The 17,512-nt window shown below is 64.3% G+C and carries 15 protein-coding genes; 3 read left to right on the top strand and 12 right to left on the bottom strand.

Features of this window, described 5'->3' with window-relative positions:
- Window positions 1–23 precede the first annotated feature (23 nt).
- From IP79_RS14110 to IP79_RS14065, 10 genes are all read right to left on the bottom strand, one after another.
- Complete coding sequence (locus IP79_RS14110) at window positions 24–254, bottom strand: hypothetical protein (RefSeq protein ID WP_054119925.1); 231 nt, start codon at window positions 252–254, stop codon at window positions 24–26.
- Window positions 251–403 carry a cbb3-type cytochrome oxidase assembly protein CcoS gene (gene ccoS / locus IP79_RS14105; RefSeq protein ID WP_054119924.1) on the bottom strand — a complete coding sequence of 51 codons (153 nt, stop codon included), beginning with the start codon at window positions 401–403 and terminating at the stop codon, window positions 251–253. The genes IP79_RS14110 and ccoS overlap by 4 nt, the downstream gene beginning before the upstream one ends.
- Entirely contained in the window at window positions 400–2,526 is a 2,127-nt protein-coding gene (locus IP79_RS14100) for a heavy metal translocating P-type ATPase (protein WP_054119923.1), read from the bottom strand. Before IP79_RS14100 ends, ccoS begins: the two co-directional genes overlap by 4 nt.
- Window positions 2,523–2,981: a FixH family protein gene (locus IP79_RS14095; RefSeq protein ID WP_082337235.1), complete on the bottom strand. Its 459-nt coding sequence runs from the start codon at window positions 2,979–2,981 to the stop codon at window positions 2,523–2,525. The genes IP79_RS14100 and IP79_RS14095 overlap by 4 nt, the downstream gene beginning before the upstream one ends.
- A complete protein-coding gene (ccoG, locus tag IP79_RS14090) occupies window positions 2,978–4,522 on the bottom strand; it encodes a cytochrome c oxidase accessory protein CcoG (RefSeq protein WP_082337251.1) in 1,545 nt (514 codons plus the stop codon). The genes IP79_RS14095 and ccoG overlap by 4 nt, the downstream gene beginning before the upstream one ends.
- Window positions 4,515–5,459, bottom strand: coding sequence for a cytochrome-c oxidase, cbb3-type subunit III (ccoP, locus tag IP79_RS14085; RefSeq protein WP_054119922.1), 945 nt, complete (start codon window positions 5,457–5,459; stop codon window positions 4,515–4,517). Before ccoP ends, ccoG begins: the two co-directional genes overlap by 8 nt.
- Window positions 5,452–5,613 (bottom strand): CcoQ/FixQ family Cbb3-type cytochrome c oxidase assembly chaperone, encoded by a 162-nt coding sequence (locus tag IP79_RS14080; protein WP_054119921.1) that lies wholly within the window; start codon window positions 5,611–5,613, stop codon window positions 5,452–5,454. The genes ccoP and IP79_RS14080 overlap by 8 nt, the downstream gene beginning before the upstream one ends.
- Entirely contained in the window at window positions 5,610–6,374 is a 765-nt protein-coding gene (ccoO, locus tag IP79_RS14075; protein ID WP_054119920.1) for a cytochrome-c oxidase, cbb3-type subunit II, read from the bottom strand. The genes IP79_RS14080 and ccoO overlap by 4 nt, the downstream gene beginning before the upstream one ends.
- A gap of 26 nt (window positions 6,375–6,400) precedes the next feature.
- Window positions 6,401–8,056, bottom strand: a complete 1,656-nt coding sequence (ccoN, locus tag IP79_RS14070) for a cytochrome-c oxidase, cbb3-type subunit I (protein WP_054119919.1) — start codon at window positions 8,054–8,056, stop codon at window positions 6,401–6,403.
- Between the two features lie 73 nt (window positions 8,057–8,129).
- Entirely contained in the window at window positions 8,130–8,906 is a 777-nt protein-coding gene (locus IP79_RS14065) for a Crp/Fnr family transcriptional regulator (protein ID WP_054119918.1), read from the bottom strand.
- A gap of 149 nt (window positions 8,907–9,055) precedes the next feature.
- Between IP79_RS14065 and IP79_RS14060 the strand changes: the two genes are divergently transcribed.
- A complete protein-coding gene (locus IP79_RS14060) occupies window positions 9,056–9,736 on the top strand; it encodes an OmpW/AlkL family protein (RefSeq protein WP_054119917.1) in 681 nt (226 codons plus the stop codon).
- Between the two features lie 205 nt (window positions 9,737–9,941).
- Here the strand turns inward: IP79_RS14060 and IP79_RS14055 are convergent, their stop codons facing one another.
- The gene (locus tag IP79_RS14055; RefSeq protein WP_233994228.1) at window positions 9,942–11,393 is read right to left on the bottom strand and encodes a DcaP family trimeric outer membrane transporter; all 1,452 of its coding nucleotides are present in this window, start codon (window positions 11,391–11,393) and stop codon (window positions 9,942–9,944) included.
- Between the two features lie 146 nt (window positions 11,394–11,539).
- Between IP79_RS14055 and acs the strand changes: the two genes are divergently transcribed.
- On the top strand, window positions 11,540–13,465 hold the full coding sequence (acs, locus tag IP79_RS14050; RefSeq protein WP_054119915.1) for an acetate--CoA ligase: 1,926 nt from the start codon (window positions 11,540–11,542) through the stop codon (window positions 13,463–13,465).
- 18 nt (window positions 13,466–13,483) lie between these two features.
- Complete coding sequence (locus tag IP79_RS14045) at window positions 13,484–14,122, top strand: response regulator transcription factor (RefSeq protein WP_054119914.1); 639 nt, start codon at window positions 13,484–13,486, stop codon at window positions 14,120–14,122.
- Here IP79_RS14045 and IP79_RS14040 read toward each other — a convergent pair.
- Window positions 14,092–17,463 carry a PAS domain-containing hybrid sensor histidine kinase/response regulator gene (locus tag IP79_RS14040; RefSeq protein ID WP_054119913.1) on the bottom strand — a complete coding sequence of 1,124 codons (3,372 nt, stop codon included), beginning with the start codon at window positions 17,461–17,463 and terminating at the stop codon, window positions 14,092–14,094. The two genes, IP79_RS14045 and IP79_RS14040, sit on opposite strands and share 31 nt — an antisense overlap.
- Window positions 17,464–17,512: the final 49 nt, after the last annotated feature.

Raw genomic sequence — 17,512 nt, 5'->3', positions numbered from 1 at the left:
GTGCGCTTAAAGCGCCCCGGCCGTCACCCGTCTTTGCGCGAAATCAATTTGCCAAGTTTATCCTCGCGGCAGCTGCCGGCATGACAGCCTTTGGGGTGGCAGTTCTCGTCCTGCACGGGAGCCTCGCCATCACCCAGCGGAATGGTGATGGTGCCGCCGTTGCACAGCTTGGCGGTGATCGTTTCGGCCTGAACGGGCAGGGGGCCGATCATCACCGGGATCAGTGCGAGCAGTGCGAAGGGGAGGGATGTCATACCGGCTCGTCCTCCTCATCAATCAGGATGCGGTTGGCCGCGCCGTCCATGTCTTCATACTGCCCGTCCTTCATCGACCAGAAGAAGGCGCCAAGGCCGATCAGGCCCATGCCGAGCGCGATGGGGATGAGGATAGCGAGGCCGGTCATGCCCTGGCGCTCCGTGCGAGGCGCAGCGAATTGGCAACCACCACCAGCGAGCTGACCGACATGGCAATCGCGGCAATCAACGGCGTGACGAGGCCGAACAGGGCGAGCGGCACGGCGAGGATGTTGTAGGCGATCGAAAAGCCGAAGTTCTGCCGCACGATCCTCATCGTGGCCTTCGCCACCCGTACCGCCAGCGCGACCGGCATCAGCGCCTCACCGATGAACACCGCGTCGGCGGCCTGCTGGCTCGCGTCGGACGCGGTGCCGGGCGCGATCGAGGCATGGGCGGCAGCCAGCGCGGGGCCATCATTGAGCCCATCCCCCACCATCAGCGGGCGGCGGCCAGCTGTTTTCAGGGCCTCCAGCGCGGCGAGTTTCGCCTGCGGGCTGGCTTCGGCAACTGATGCAAGCCCCAGTTCCTGCGCCGCGCGTGCCACCGGCGCTGCGCGGTCGCCCGACAGGATGCTGGCGCCGATCCCCTCGGCCTGCAAGGCGGCGATGGTCGCGGCGGCATCGGCGCGCAGCGGATCGGCGAAGGTGATGGTTTGCAGGTGCTTGCCGATCCTCAGCCGTGTGGCGAGGTTCAGCACCTCGCCTTCGGGCCGTTCGAGCGCGACGTCCATACCCTGCCAGCGCCCGGTCAGTCCCGCGCCGCTAACCTCGCGCACATCGGCGATCACCGCAGGCACCACGCCTTCGCGCAGCAGCGCCGCTGCGAGACCCCGGCTGAGCGGATGGCGGCTGGCTTGCGCGAGACCAAGCGCGACGCTTCTCTCCTGCGCATCCAGCGCGCCAGTATCCGCACGCGGCTCGCCAAGGGTCAGGGTGCCGGTCTTGTCAAACAGCGCAATGTCGCATTCGGCGAGGCGTTCCAGCGCGCTGCCGTCCTTTACCAGCAATCCGCGCCGCAACAGCGCGCCGCTCGCCACCACCTGTGCGGCGGGCACGGCCAGACCCATGGCGCAGGGGCAGGTGATGATGAGGACGGCAATCGCGATGGTAAGCGACTGGTGCACGCCCGCGCCCGCAATCATCCAGCCGACGAAGGCCAATGCGGCGAGGCTGTGCACCACCGGCGCATAAAGGCGGCTGGCGCGGTCGGCGATGCGGACATAGGTGCTGCGCGATTGTCCGGCCTCGTCCATCAACCGGGCGATTTCGGCGATAGCGGTGTCTTCGGCCACGCGGGTCAGGCGGATGCGCAAGGGGGCGGACAGGTTGATCGCGCCCGCGTGCACCACGCTGCCAGGCCCGGCAGGCTCGGGCGCGCTTTCGCCGGTCAGCATGGCGTTGTCGATCGCGCTTGTGCCGTCTGTCACTTCGCCATCTGCGGCCAGCGCTTCGCCTGCGGCGACCAGCACCAGCATTCCGGGTTCAAGGTCTTTGGCAGCGACCCGGCGGGTCGAACCATCGGGGCCGATCACGGATGCGCTCTTGCCCATCCGCCCCAGCAACGCACCGATCCCTGCGCGAGTGCGCGTGCGCATTTCGGCATCCAGCGCGCGGCCCGCCAGCAGGAAGAACAATAGCATCACCGCGCTTTCGAAATAGGCGTGCCCGCCGCCGGTGATGGTTTCGTAAAGCGAAAGGCAGGTCGCCAGGATCACGCCGATGCTGATCGGCACGTCCATATTGGTACGCCTGTGGCTCAGCGCCATCCATGCGCTGGCGAAAAAGGGCCGCCCCGAATAGGCGATCACCGGCAGCGCGATCAGCGCCGAAAGCCAGTGGAACAGATCCCGCGTCGTCCCCTCCGCGCCCGACCAGATGCTGACCGAAAGCAGCATCACGTTCATCATGCCAAAGCCCGCAACACCCAGCGCGCGCGACAGGCGTTTGCGCTCGGCATCCTCCACCCCCATCGGGTTTTCGGACACCGGGGCCGCTTCGAAGCCGAGGCCGAGCAGCGCGGCAACCAGCGCATCCTCGCCCAGCGCGGGATCATGGCTGATCGCCACCCGCTTGGCCGAGAAATTGGCGCGCGCGGTGATAATCCCGTCAACCTTGGGCAATTCACGCTCGATCTTGCCGATGCAGCCCGCGCACTTCATCCCCGGCACGGTAAAGCGGCTGGTGGCGAACGTGCGCGCCGCGTCAGCGTTGATGGCGGCAGGGGCGTTCATCGCACTTCGCTTTCCCCGGCCCATGCTGCATCCCCCGCACGGATTGCCATGCGCAATTGCCAGCGGCCTTCGCCGATTGTCTCGGCAGAGATCCAGCGCCCTCCGCCCTGATCAGCGAAGGTCAGCGCGGCGGTATCGCGTGTCCCCAGCGGGCGCTCGGCCTCGGCAGTGATGGTCGCGCTTGCGGGAAGGCCCAGCGTTTCCAGCACCACGCGCCCGTCCGCCCGCCGTTCCGGCACCGCTTGCCAGCCGAGCGCTTTCGATGCTTCGGCCTTGGCCAGCCAGCCGTTGTATTTCTGGCTGGCGACATAGGAGTTATCGACCACCGTGCCGTGAAACCCGCCGACCGCGTGCGAAGCCATGTACAGGTTGACCGCGATCACGATGGCAAATCCGCCAAGGAACACCGCCGCCATGTGCTTTCCGGTGAAGGCTTTGCTTTTGCTTGTCATCATTCGTTCCCCGGCATGGCAAAGGTGGTTTCGGCAAGATCGGTCTCGCGCTGTTCGTCAAGGCTGGTCAGGCGGAAGGTGAAGGCGTCGGCGCTCGCGCCCTCAGGCAGCAGCACATAGGCGCGCACGATTTTGGTTTCGTTGGCGTTGACGTCGATGACCTGCACGGGGGCGGCATTTTCCATGCTGACCGATTCCGTCCACATCACTGCGCCACTGGGCAGGCCGACAAGGGCGACCTCCATATCGCGCGGGCGGGCCTCCATATTGCGCAGGCGCAGGGTGTAGGCGTTGCGCACCGAACCATCCTTCAACAGCATGAAGGGCGGGTTGCGATCGGGCGATACGGTCAGATCGGTGTGGGTGCGGGTGCCGAGCATGAACAGCAGACCCGCGCCAATCGCCGCCCAGACGCCGAAATAGATGAACACCCGCGGGCGCAGCAGCGCCTTCCATGCAGGGGTGGCAGGCGCGCCCGCGCTTTCTGCCTCGCACTGGTCAAGCGTGGCATAATCGATCAGCCCGCGCGGGCGGCCGACTTCGGCCATGACTTTGTCGCAGGCGTCGATGCACAGCCCGCAGGTGATGCAGCCGATCTGCTGGCCTTCGCGGATATCGACCCCGGTGGGGCAGACTGCAACGCATTGCAGGCAATCGATGCAGTCGCCGTAGGCTTCGGGGTTCTTGGCCGCTTTCTTCAGGCTGCCGCGCTGTTCGCCGCGCCAGTCCTTGTAGGTGACGATCAACGATTTCTCGTCCAGCATCGCGGTCTGGATGCGCGGCCAGGGGCACATGTAGATGCACACCTGTTCGCGCATGAACCCGCCCAGCCAGAAGGTGGTACCGGTGAGGATCGCGACAGTGGCATAGGCGACGGGAGCGGCCTCACCCGTCCAGAAATCCACCGTCAGCGTCGGCGCGTCGGCAAAATACATGATCCATGCGCCGCCGGTCCAGAAGGCGATGGCGAGATAGACCGCCCATTTGGCGCTGCGCCGCGCGATCTTGGATGCCGTCCATGGCGCCTTGTCCAGCCGCATCCGCGCATTGCGATCACCATCGAAGAAGCGGTCGACATGCTGGAACACATCGGTCCACACCGTTTGCGGGCAGGCATAGCCGCACCATGCACGGCCAACGGCGCTGGTGACGAGGAACAGGCCGATACCGGCCATGATCAGCATTCCGGCGACGAAGTAAAACTCGTGCGGCCAGATTTCGATATCGAACATGTAGAACCGGCGATGGGCAAGATCGATCAGCACGGCCTGATCCGGCGCGTAAGGCCCGCGATCCCAGCGGATCCACGGGGTGATGTAATAGATCGCCAGCGTCACCAGCATCACCAGCCACTTGAAGCGCCGGAAGGGGCCGTCGATCCGCTTGTTGTGGATCGTCTTGCCCTTTTCATACAGCGCGGCGCCCATGAACCCGGCCTCTGCCGGATCTGCGGTGGGCGCAGGGTTGGAACCGAGCGCACCGGCCCAGTCGCGGGGCTTGTCCGCTTGCTGGGGGGTACGCCCGGACTCCATGGAATCAGCCATCATTTTCGGCCTTGGCTGTGCTGGCGACATCGCCGGCAACATCGGTTTCAGGCTGGGCCGGAGCGGCCTTTTGCCCGCCCCCGCGTGAGTGAACATAGGCGGCCAGCATCTTGATCGTCACCGGATCGAGCCGGTCTTTCCACGCGGGCATGACGCCGTGGCGGGGCTTGAGGATCTGCTGTGTCACCTCGGCCTCGGTGCCGCCGAACAGCCAGATCGCATCATTGAGCGCGGGCGCGCCCATTTCCGGCTGCCCTTCGCCCGCTGCGCCGTGGCAAGCCGCGCAATTCTCGCTGAACATCTGCGCGCCCGCCGCATTCGGCTTGGCCTTGCCGCTGAGCGAGAGCACATGCCCCGTCAGCGCTTTGACCTGCGCGGGCTGGAACATGCCTTCGAATGCGGGCATGTAATTCACGCGGGTTGCATCGTCGGCTGTCCAGCGGATGCCGTGGTTGAGGGTATATTCGATCTCGGTCAGGGTGCCGCCCCAGATCCAGTCATCATCATTGAGGTTGGGGTAGCCCGGCGATCCCGCCGCGCCCGCGCCGTGGCACTGCACGCAGTTGATCTTGAACGCCGCCGCGCCGCCCGCAACCGCTGCCTGCATCATTTCGGGCGAGGCGGGCAGCTTTTCGATATCGGTCACGGCGATACGTTCGACCATGCCCTGGCGGGCCATGTCTGCCGCGCTCATTTCCTTGGCGAGATCGCCGCGGCTCGACCAGCCGAGCGTGCCTGCGGTCGCCTTGTCGATCAGCGGCCAGGCGGGATAGAGCACGACATAGACCGCCGCCCAGGCGATGCAGGCATAGAACGTCCACAGCCACCAGCGCGGCAGCGGCGTGTTGAGTTCCTCGATCCCGTCCCATTCATGGCCGACGGTTTCGGTGCCGGTGGGTGCGTCGATGCGCTTGTTTACCCCAATCTTGTCAGACATCGTCTTGATCCTTGAAAATCGAGTGCTTGGCCGTGTCCACATGCACCCCCGCGCCGGGGCGGAAGTGCCACAGGCACAGCGTCAGATAGAGCGCGAAGATCACCGCCAACCCGTAGCTGTCGGCAAAGTGGCGCAGGGTTTCGTAAAGGCTCATCGGCCCTTCTCCCCGGTCAGCACTTCCTGCGCGGCGGCGCTGTTCACATCGACCAGCGTGCCCAGCATTTGCAGGTAGGCAACCAGCGCATCCATTTCGGTCACGCGGGCGGGATCACCGTCGAAATCTCGGATCTGCGCCTTGGGATAACGGGTCGCCAGATCGCCCGCATCGGCATTCGGATCGGCCTGCGCCATCAGATCGGTGGCGGCGTTTTCGATGTCGGTATCCGAATAGGGCACACCCACGCGGCGCAGCGCGGTGAGGTTGGCCGCCGGATCGGGCATCTGCAATTCGGCTTCGGCAAGGAAGCTGTAATTGGGCATGATGCTTTCCGGCACCACCGAACGCGGCGCCTTCAGGTGCTGGACGTGCCATTCATCCGAATAGCGCCCGCCCACCCGCGCCAGATCCGGCCCGGTGCGTTTCGATCCCCACTGGAAGGGGTGATCATACATGCTTTCGGCGGCGAGGCTGTAATGGCCATAGCGTTCGACCTCGTCCCGGAACGGGCGGATCATCTGGCTGTGGCAGGTGTAGCAGCCTTCGCGGATGTAGATATCCCGTCCCGCCTGTTCGAGCGGGGTGTAGGGGCGCATGCCTTCGACCTTCTCGATCGTGTTATCGATCCAGAACAGCGGGGCGATTTCAACGATACCGCCGATGGCGACCACCACCAGCGTGGCGGCGGCGAGAAGCGTGACGTTCTTCTCGAGCTTCTTGTGGCCCTCGAAGGGTTCCTTGCGAGCAGGTTGTGTCATGGTTCGCGTTCCTTGCGCAGCAGCGCTTATTCGGCCGGTTCGGCGATGATGGGGCGATCGGCGGTTTCATCATGGGCGGTGTCGCCCATCGGGGCTTCGACCCGCTGATGCCCGGCGATGGTCATCCAGATGTTGTAAGCCATGATGATCGACCCGCTGAGGTACATCAGCCCGCCAATCATGCGCAGAACATACATCGGGTGAAGCGCGGCGACGGTATCGACGAAGCTGTTCACCAGATAACCGTCGGACCCGTATTCGCGCCACATCAGGCCCTGCGTGATCCCGGCGACCCACATGCTGGAAGCGTAGAAAACGATCCCCAGCGTCGCGAGCCAGAAGTGCCAGTTGATCATCCGCAGCGAATACAGCCGTTCCTTCTTCCAGAGGCGCGGCACGAGGTAATAGACGCAGGCGAAGGTGATCATCCCGTTCCATCCCAGCGCGCCGGAATGGACGTGGCCGATGGTCCAGTCGGTATAGTGCGACAGGCTGTTGACCGCCTTGATCGACAGCATCGGCCCTTCGAAGGTGCTCATCCCGTAAAAGGCGAGCGCCAGCACCATCATGCGGATGATCGGATCGGTGCGCACCTTGTCCCACGCGCCGTTCAGCGTCATCAGACCGTTGATCATCCCGCCCCAGCTGGGCATCCACAGCATGATCGAAAACACCATGCCCAGCGTCTGCGCCCAATCGGGCAGGGCGGTGTAGTGGAGGTGGTGCGGACCAGCCCAGATATAGAGGAAGATCAGCGACCAGAAGTGGATGATCGACAGGCGGTAGGAATAGACCGGGCGGTTCGCCTGCTTCGGCACGAAGTAGTACATCATAGCCAGGAAGCCTGCGGTCAGGAAGAAACCCACCGCGTTGTGGCCGTACCACCACTGGGTCAGCGCATCCTGCACGCCGGCAAAGGCGCTGTAGCTTTTGCCGCCCAGCAGGCTGACCGGCATCGCCAGATTATTGACCACATGCAGCATCGCCACAGTGATGATGAAGGCGAGATAGAACCAGTTGGCCACGTAGATATGCGGTTCATGGCGGCGCAGCAGCGTGCCCACGAACACTGCCAGATAGGCCAGCCACACCACTGTCAGCCACAGATCGACATACCATTCGGGCTCGGCATATTCTTTCGACTGGGTGATGCCGAGCAGATAACCGGTCGCGGCCAGCACGATGAACAGCTGGTATCCCCAGAACACAAAGCGGGCCATGCCGGGGAAGGCCAGCGTGGTGCGGCAGGTGCGCTGCACCACATAGAAACTGGTCGCGATCAGGGCATTGCCGCCGAAGGCGAAAATCACCGCGCTGGTGTGCAGCGGGCGCACCCGGCCAAAATTGAGGTAGGGTTCAAGGTTGAGATCGGGGAAGGCCAGCTGGGCGGCGATGAACACGCCTGCCAGCAGCCCTGCCAGACCCCAGAACATGGTTGCGATCACGCCCCAGCGCACCACGTCATCATCATAACGCGACGGGCCGGGAGGCATTTTGAAAATGCTCTGCGCGCGCGCCAGCGGATCATAGCTGGTGGCCGTGGCAAAGATCAGGATCACTGCGACCAGCGCCACGATCCCCATGTGGATGGCAAACCCGCTGTCGGGGGTGAGCGCGATAGCGGCAATGGCTGCGAGCAGGACAAACGCCCAGACCCCCAGCCGTTTCACGACTGCTTCCATGTTGAAAAATCCCTTTCGTCGGCCCGCTTTGCGCGCGTCTGAAACCTGTGTTGTTGATCCAGATCAAATCTGATCAGTTTTTGGAAGTGAGGCCCGGCTGGCAGTGCGTACGCCCGGCAATGCGGGCAAGCGTGGCAATGTCGGAAAGCCAGACCTTTGATCGCCCCTCGGTGCAAACCAGCCCGGCGTCGCGCAATTCGGTCAGTTGGCGGCTGACAGTCTCGATCGTGAGGCCAAGGCTATCGCCGATATCACGGCGGCTCATCGGCAGGGAAAAGGCGCAGGCGCCTGCTGTGCAGTCCGCCAGCCGTTCGGCCATGGATACAAGGAAATCGGCGATCCGCGCTCCTGCGGATTTGTGCCCCATCTGCATCATCCGGGTCCGGCTTCGGTGTAGGGCTTGCAGCGAACGTGTCAACACTGCTCGCAGGACGGCCGGATCGCCCTGCGCAATGTCGAGAAAGCGATCGGCGGGGAAAATCACAACCTCGCACGGGGATAGCGCAATCAGGCGGAAATCGCCGCGTGGTTCGCCAGGGCTCCGGCGCTGCACCGACACCAGATCGCCGGCAAAATGGAATGCGAGCACCTGATTGACGGGCGCGTTCTGGCCCGAAGGCGCAACCAGCTTGGCGCAGCCTGCGGCGATAAAAACCAGCCGGTCTTCGCGGGGATCGGGCAGCAAGGCTTCGCCCTTGGCGAGATGCGCCGGGCGGCCGATGGCACACAGCCGGTCTGCTATCAGCGCATCGCCGGAACCGGACCCCGCATCCAGCGGCAATGCCGCGCGGAAGGCGGCTATTGCGGTGTCGGGCCCGGTGTCGGGCTGAGGAGGGCTGATCGTCGCCATGATGCCAGCCGGAATGAGGCAATATTGCTCAACGGTCTTTGATCCGGATCAATGAGCGGACGGGGCACGTGGTTCTATCCGGCCCTCACAGGCAGCAACAATCCTGGGCCGCACATGGTGGCCACTGCTGCCGCTGAAGGATAAGGAAAATGAAGACTTTTCTGATGCTTGCAGGCGCCGCCGCGGCAATGGCCGCAACGCCCGCGATGGCGCAGGACAATGATGACCGCGCAGGTGACATTCAGGTGAAGGTGCTGGGCACCGCCGTGCTGCCGGATGGCAAGATCACCGATATCAACGTGAACCTGCCGGGCCTGCCCGCGACCACCCAGACGAAGGCTAGCGACAATTTCGTGCCGACTTTGGCGGTGGAATATTTCCTGACGAACAACGTCTCGATCGAGACCATCGCCGGAACCACCCAGCATGATGTCGATGCGGTCGCCGGGCTACCCGCAGGGGCGGAACTGGTGTCGGACGCGCTGCTGTTGCCAGCAACCGTGACGGCGAAAGTGCACTTCGATGCTGGCGGCTTCAAACCCTATCTCGGCGCGGGTGTGGCCTATTTCATCTGGCTGAAGGATGATCCGGGCGCAGCCACCCTGCCGCTCGGGGTGACGGAAACCAACCTGTCGGACGAATTCGGTTTTGCGCTGCAAGCCGGTTTCGATCTGCCGGTGAATGACAAGGGGCTGGGCCTCAGCGTCGATGTGAAGCGGTATTTCATCGATACCACCGCGCGCTGGTTTGTGGGCAACACGCTGGCGATCGAGACCGAACACAAGCTGGATCCGTGGGTGATCAGCGCCGGGCTTGCCTACCGCTTCTGATCCCGTCAGGATTGCGGAATCAAAAAACCCCGCCAGTGGATGCGCTGGCGGGGTTTTTCGGGCCTGTGCAGACCGATCCAGGTGCCGGTTAGGTCGATTTAGACCCCCTCTAGCCTCGTCGTGACCCCTATTTGCTGCCGTTTCGCTTGCCAATCCGGTAATGTTTCACGTGAAACATTACCAAATCGGTTCACGTGGTCGGGCTTCAGAAATTGTACTGGGTTGAAAACTGCACCCGTTGCAGATTGCCGCTGCGACCGTCCTCCAGCGTGCGGGCGGCATACATCACCTCCACCCCGACATTCAGCGGGCCAACCGGGTTCCAGATCAGGTTGGCAAAGGCGTTCCAGCTTTCGTCGGTCACCTGATTGGTGGTGAGCGCGACAGGGTTATCCGCCTTGAAATATGATCCTGCCAGATTGGAGCGCAGGCGATCCGACCAGACATGGCGGTAGGCGGCAAAACCCGAATATGTGAAGATCGGATCGAGCGTGCCGTCCGGCCTGATCGCGGCATCATTGACGATGTTGACCCCGATATAGCGCCCCAGCCCATCGCCTGCGGTAGCCATGAAGCGGACATCGTCATGCTCCCCCACCTTGAGCTTGCCCGACAGGCTGAGGCCATATCCCCATTCGGAATCGTCTACCCCCAGCAGATCGTCAGTCGAAATGTGCAACTGCCGCACGATCCCGGCCGCAGTGAAACTGCCCCAGTCACCGCTCCAGTTGTAACGGCCCACAATGTCCGGAATCTGGTCGTCGCCCGGCGTGGCCATGCTGCCGTTCGGGGCGGTGACCACGGTTTCTGGCTGCTCGACAGCGATCTGCAACCCGCCCTTGGTGTAACGGATCAGCGGCTGGCGATCGAACACCGTGCCCGGTGTGACCCCGATGAAATCGAGCGAATCCGGCAGCGCGCCGACATTCTGGAAGGTCGACCAGCCTTGCCCGAAGGTCCAGTTATCGTAATTGATCAGGGCGTTGCGGATGCGCGGCACGAAGCTGTTCGATACCCGTTCGTTGCCGCCTTCGGTGACGTTGAAATCGAGTTCGATCAGCCCGCTCAGCTTGTGATCGGTGCCGACATCGGTTTCGGTCTTGAACAGGAAGCGGGTCTGCCGCGCGGAGAAATCGGTATCGAACCCGCTCGGCTGCCCGCCGACCGGGGTCGACGAGGGGAACAGGAAATCGCGCAGGATCGAATTGCCCGGCAACTGCCCGCCACTGGTGCGCTGGCTGGTCGCATCGAGTTTGACATAGCCGCCATAGGTGACGCGGGTGCTGCCCATGCGGAAACCTTCGCCCGGTGCAATCGCGAAATCGACCAGCTTTTCCGACATCTCCGCCTGACGTGTCGCCAGCGTGCGGGTAGTCTCGAGCGCGGCATCGGCCTCGGCGCGCATCGCCTGCTGCTGGGCCTGGATCGCGCCGGTTTCCGCGCGGATGGCCCGCAGCGCCTCAGCCTGCTGCGCCTGCGTGCCGGCATCGGCATCGAGCCGCGCCACCAGCCCTTCGACCAGCCGTTCCAGCCGGGCGAGGCGTGCGCTGACATCGGCATCGACGCTCGCCTCCTGCGCCAGCGCGGGGGTTGCTGTCAGCATCGTTGCCGCCAGCAACCCCGCCCGCAATATCCGGGCTGAAGCTGTGTGAACCATAAGACCCTCCCGCATTCTTTTATCCGGGCAAGGATGGCGGGATCGGTGGGCCGCGCACAGCTAGCGGATGGTCGTAAGACCTTTGTCTGATGGGGCGGGGCGTGTAGCCTGTTGTAAAAGCGTCCCCAAGAATAGGGAGAGTCGAGATGATCCACGCAGTCGAGCGGCCCCAAGCCCACACCCCCACGCATTGCACGCCCGAGCAATATGCCGAAATGTATCGCGCATCGGTGGAAACGCCGGACGCCTTCTGGCTGGAACAGGCGCAGCGACTGGACTGGGTGAATGCGCCCACCAAGGGCGGCGATTGGTCATACGATCCCGTGGCGATCAAATGGTTCGAAGACGGGCAGATCAACCTGTGCCACAACGCGGTTGACCGGCATCTTGCTACCCACGCCGAAACAGTCGCGCTGATCTTCGAACCGGATGATCCTGCTTCGGCAGGCCGCAGCCTCACCTATGGCCAGCTTCACACCGAAGTGGTGCGCATGGCCAATGCCCTGAAAAAGCTGGGCGTGACACGCGGCGACCGGGTGACGCTTTACCTGCCGATGATCCTTGAAGGGGTGACCGCGATGCTCGCCTGCGCAAGGCTGGGCGCGGTGCATTCGGTGGTGTTCGGCGGCTTCTCGCCCGAGGCGCTGGCAGGCCGGATCGAGGATTGCGGCAGCCGCTTTGTCATCACCGCCGATGAAGGCCTGCGCGGCGGCAAGCGGGTGCCGCTGAAGGCCAATGTCGACGCGGCGCTCGCGCATGATGGCGTCGCGGTCGATGGCGTGCTGGTGATCCGCCATACCGGCGGCGAAATCGCGATTCAGGAAGGCCGCGATCACTGGCTGGAAGACCTCGCCAGCGACGATGATTGCCCGTGTGAGGTGATGGACGCGGAAGACCCGCTGTTCATCCTTTACACCTCGGGTTCCACCGGCAAGCCCAAGGGCGTGCTGCACACCACCGGCGGCTACGGCGTATGGACGGCAACCACCTTCCACTACATTTTCGATTATCAGCCGGGCGAGGTGTTCTGGTGCACCGCCGATATCGGCTGGGTCACGGGGCACAGCTATGTCGTCTACGGCCCGCTGTTCAACGCGGCGACCGCCGTGGTGTTCGAAGGCGTGCCGAACTACCCCGATCACGGGCGGTTCTGGGACGTGGTGGACAAGCATCAGGTCAATATCATCTACACCGCCCCCACCGCGATCCGCGCCCTCATGCGCGAGGGCGACACCCACGTGACGAGCCGCTCGCGCGCGTCCCTGCGCCTGCTCGGCAGCGTTGGCGAGCCGATCAATCCCGAAGCCTGGCGCTGGTATTTCGATGTGGTCGGCGAGGGCCGCTGCCCGATCATCGACACCTGGTGGCAGACCGAAACCGGCGGCTGCATGATCACCACGCTCCCCGGTGCGCACGACATGAAACCGGGCAGCGCAGGGCTCCCCTTCTTCGGCATCCGCCCGCAACTCGTCGATAACGAGGGCGGCGTGATTGACGGCGCGGCGGAGGGTAACCTGTGCATCACGCACAGCTGGCCGGGGCAGGCGCGCACCATTTATGGCGATCACGAACGCTTCGGCCAGACCTATTTCAGCACTTACAAAAGCAAGTACTTCACCGGCGACGGGTGCAAGCGTGACGAAGACGGGTATTACTGGATCACCGGGCGGGTGGATGATGTGATCAACGTCTCCGGCCACCGCATGGGCACCGCCGAAGTTGAAAGCGCATTGGTGCTGCACCCCAAGGTGGCAGAGGCGGCCGTGGTCGGATACCCGCACGATATCAAGGGGCAGGGCATCTATTGCTACGTCACGTTGAATGCGGGAGAAGACGGCTCCGATGCTCTGCTGGCCGATCTGAAAGCACAGGTGCGCAAGGAAATCGGCCCCGTTGCCACGCCCGATGTGATCCACTTTACCGATGGCCTGCCCAAGACCCGTTCGGGCAAGATCATGCGCCGCATCCTGCGCAAGATCGCCGAGAACGATTTCGGCGCGCTGGGCGATACCTCGACGCTGGCCGATCCTTCGCTGGTCGAGCGGTTGATCGAAGGGCGCCAAAATCGATGAACAGGCACCGCTGACGCCATGACGGCCCGCATCATCATCGCCGATGATCACCCGCTGTTCCGCAGCGCGCTGGCCCATGCGGTCGGCAAGGTGTGGGAAGGAGCGGCGATCATCGAAGCCAGCAGCGCGGCCGGGGCGCGCACCGCGTTGGCTGAAGCTGCGGCAGATGCATTGCTGCTTGATCTGCATATGGCGGATTCCACCGGGCTTTCCGTGTTGATGGATCTGCGGCAGGATTACCCAGCGCTGCCGATCGTGATCGTTTCGGCTTCCGAGGAACCCCGCGTTGCGGCGGCAGCGGCGCAGTTGGGCGCGGCGGGGTTCATTCCCAAGTCTTCCAGCCTTGATGCCATGCGCGAAGGGTTGGCCGCCGTGCGCGATGGCGACCTGTGGTTCCCCGAAACGGGCGAGGGGCAGGATGATGATCTCGCCCGCATCGCCAGCCTCACCCCGGCGCAGCGGCGCATTCTTGCAGCGATCCGGCAGGGAATGCTGAACAAGCAGATCGCCTATGAACTCAGCATCAGCGAAGCGACGGTGAAGGCGCATATCACCGCGATCCTGCGCAAGCTCGGCGTCAACAGCCGCACGCAGGCGGTGCTGCTGGCGGCCAAGCTGGATGTCGATCAGCCGGTGGCGGATTCGGCCAAGGCCTGATTTTTGCCCTCCCGGCGCTGCGCCAGGCAGGTGGCGATCAGGGCGCGCAGGGCAGCAGGGGCAGCGGGCTTGAGCAAGCGGTTGGCCCCCATTCGCGTCGCGGCGGCCTCTGTTTCGTCGGAGCTTTCCGCCGTCAGCAGGATCACCGGCGGGCGCACACCCCACTCTTCGCACAGCGCGGCATAGGCGGCATCGCCGCGCTCGTCTGCATCAAGGCGGTAATCCATGATCGCCATGTCGGGTGCTTGCGCGGCGAGGGCGAGCGCCTCTATAAGATTCCCCGCAGCCAAGACCTGCAACCCCCACTTGCCGAGCAGCGTTGCCAGCGCGGCGAGGGCTGCGGGATCATTTTCCACCACCAGCACCTTCGCATCGCCCAGTTGCCTGTTCTGGCGGCGGGGGGCGGGCATCGGGGCAGCGGGGGTGGCCTCGCGCCGCAACACCGGCAGGGCGAAAGCGAAACGGCTCCCGCGCCCGATCTGCGAGGTGGTCTCGATTTCCACCGCCAGCAGCCGCGCCGCGCGGCGCACGATGGCGAGACCGAGGCCGAGCCCCTCGCGGTCGGTCGAAGCCCCGCGTTCGAACTCGCCGAAGATTCGCTCGATATCGGCAGGGGCGATGCCGCGTCCGGTGTCGTGAATGCAGATCAATACGTCAGTGCCGCGCCGTCGCGGTCCGATCAGGACCCCGCCAGCTTGGGTGTAGCGCACGGCATTGCTGACAAGGTTGCGCACCACACTGGTCAGCAGCGCCCGGTCAGCCATGACCCATGCAGACGTGCGCACCCGCTTGAGCCGCAAGCCCTTGGCCTGCGCCTGCAACGCGAATTCGCGCGCGACATCCTCGAACAATTGGTCGAGCGCAACGGGTTCAGGCACGGGCACGACCCCGCCGCTATCCAGCTTGGAGATATCGAGCAGCGCCCGGATCAGCCGGTCAGCCGAGATAATCGAGCCATCGAGATCGGCCACCAGCTTTTCAAGCTGCGGCTTGCCCGTCACTTCCTCGCCCAGCGCAGAAGCGAACAGGCGGGCGGCGTTCAAAGGCTGGATCAGATCGTGGCTCGCCGCTGCCAGAAACCGCGTCTTGGATTGCGTTGCCTGCGCCAGCGCGGCGTTGGCGATGCTGAGCTGGAGGGTGCGTGTCGCGACCTTTTCCTCAAGCGCCTGCTCTGCCCTGCGGTCGGCGGTGATGTCGGTGTATGAGGTCGTATAGCCGCCGCCCGGTGTCGGCGCGCCGACGATGCGTAGCACCCTGCCATCGTGCTGCTCGCGCTCGATCCGGTGTTCGCGCCCGGCGCGCATATGGCCAAGGCGGCGGCCTATCTGCTCGGCAATCTCGGTTTCGGGCAGGTTCCCGCGTTCAAGATTAAAGCGGATCAAATCGGCAATCGGTGTGCCGACCTGCACGAGAGTGTCGGGCAGGTCGAATATCTGCTGATAGCGGCTGTTCCAAGCGACGAGCCGCATCTCGTCATCGACCAGCGCCACGCCTTGATCGATGCTCTCGATTGCAGTCTGGAGCAGGTCGGCGGAGAAGCTGAGGCGGCGGTGGGTCTCGTCGAACATCGCCACGACTTCAGGCAGCGGAATCGGATCCCCGCCCGCCCATGATCCGACCAGCATCCGCGCCGACGAGGTGCCGATCACGCCGGAAATCACCCGCTCGGCCAGTTCCAGTACCGCAGCATTGGCCGGATCGCCATTGCGCAAGGCCAGCGGGGCGAGCGCGGAATCCGCCCGTTCGCGTCCGACAAACTGGGTCAGCAAAGCGCGCACATCGCCCATCCGCTTGGCCGTCGCGTGGCGCGGAACGCTGCCCGGCATGGGCGTGCCGACAAACGCCGCCGCCTGCGCCTGATCGAGCAGCGAAGGGCGGGCGAGTGCTGATCCGAACCAGTAGAGCAGCGTGTTGATCCCGAGGCTGATTGCCACGCCCGATACCAGCGGATCGGAGTGGATGCTGATGAGGGGCACAGCGCCGCTCGCCGCAGGCCAGATCAACAGGACGAGCCAGAGCGCGAACCCGGCAGAGAGCCCTGCCAGCATCCCGGCGCGGTTGCCGTGCTGGCTCACCATCCCCAGCACCAGCCCCGGCGCAAATTGCGCAGCGGCAGCAAAGGCAAGGGTGCCAAGACCCGCAAGGTTCGTGATCCCGGCAAAGCCCCGGTAGAAGGCATAGGCAGCCAGCAATAGCGCCGCGATCACCAACCGCCGGATCAGCAGCAGGCGGGCAGCAATGCGGCTGCGATCACCCTTGCCCGCCAGCGCGCGGCGCAGCAGCAGCGGGGCGATCAGGTCATTGGTGATCATGATCGACAGCGCCACACTCGCTACCACGATCATCCCGGCGGAAGCGGAAAAGCCGCCAAGGAACACGAGCACCGCCAGTGCCACATTGTCGGTCGCCAGCGGCAGGGCCAGCACGATGGTATCTGCATCGGTGCCGGCAGGCAGCACTGCAAGACCCGCCAGCACCACCGGCACGATCACCAGCGCGGTCAGCGCAATATAGGCGGGAAACACCCACTGCATCGCCGGGGTCGTCCGCTCTCCCGGCGCTTCGATGAAGCTCATGTGGAATTGGCGCGGCAGACACAGCACGGCGGCAGCGGCGATCACCGTCAACGTGATGAAACGTGCATCGATCTGATCGGCAGCGAACAGAGCCGGAGCAGCAGGTGCCGGCGCATCGCCTGTCAAAAGAAGCCACACCGCTAGCCCGCCGACAGCGAGCAGCGCGGCAAGTTTGACCACCGCCTCGGTCGCGATGGTCAGCACCAGCCCGGCATTGTCGCCTGCCCGGTCGGCCCGGCGCGATCCGAACAGGATTGCGAACAGCCCCATCAGCGCTGCCACCACCAACACCAGCTCGTCCGCCGCGACCTGCGCGCGCAATGTCGGATCGAGTGTCAGGATTGCAGTGCCGACCGATTCCAGCTGCAAGGCCATATAAGGCAAGGTGCCCAGGCTCGCGATTACCGTCACCAAGGCGGCGAGGCTGGCGCTTTTGCCGTACCGGGCCGAGAGGAAATCCGCGATCGAGGTGGAGTGCTGCGCCTGCGCCTGTGCGAGGATCTTGCGGATCAGGCCGAAGCCCAGTGTGAACAGCAGGATCGGGCCAAGATAGATCGGCAGGTAATCGAGCCCCGCGGTGGCCGCTGTGCCTACCCCGCCGAAGAACGTCCAGCTTGTGCAATAGACAGCAAGGCTGAGGCCGTAGATCGTGCCCGAATGGCGCTCAAGCGCGCCGCCACCGGCTGCACGGTCGCGCCACGATGCCAGCCAGAACAGCCCGCCCAGATAGATTGTGGCGGCAACCAGCGCCGCACCCAGCATCATGTCTGCGTCCCCTCGCTCCCGTTGCTCAAACTACTCCAAGGCTGCGACA

The sequence above is a fragment of the Porphyrobacter sp. AAP60 genome, assembly GCF_001296025.1.
Taxonomy (GTDB): Bacteria; Pseudomonadota; Alphaproteobacteria; order Sphingomonadales; family Sphingomonadaceae; genus Erythrobacter.
This window is presented reverse-complemented; position numbering and strand designations above follow the sequence as displayed.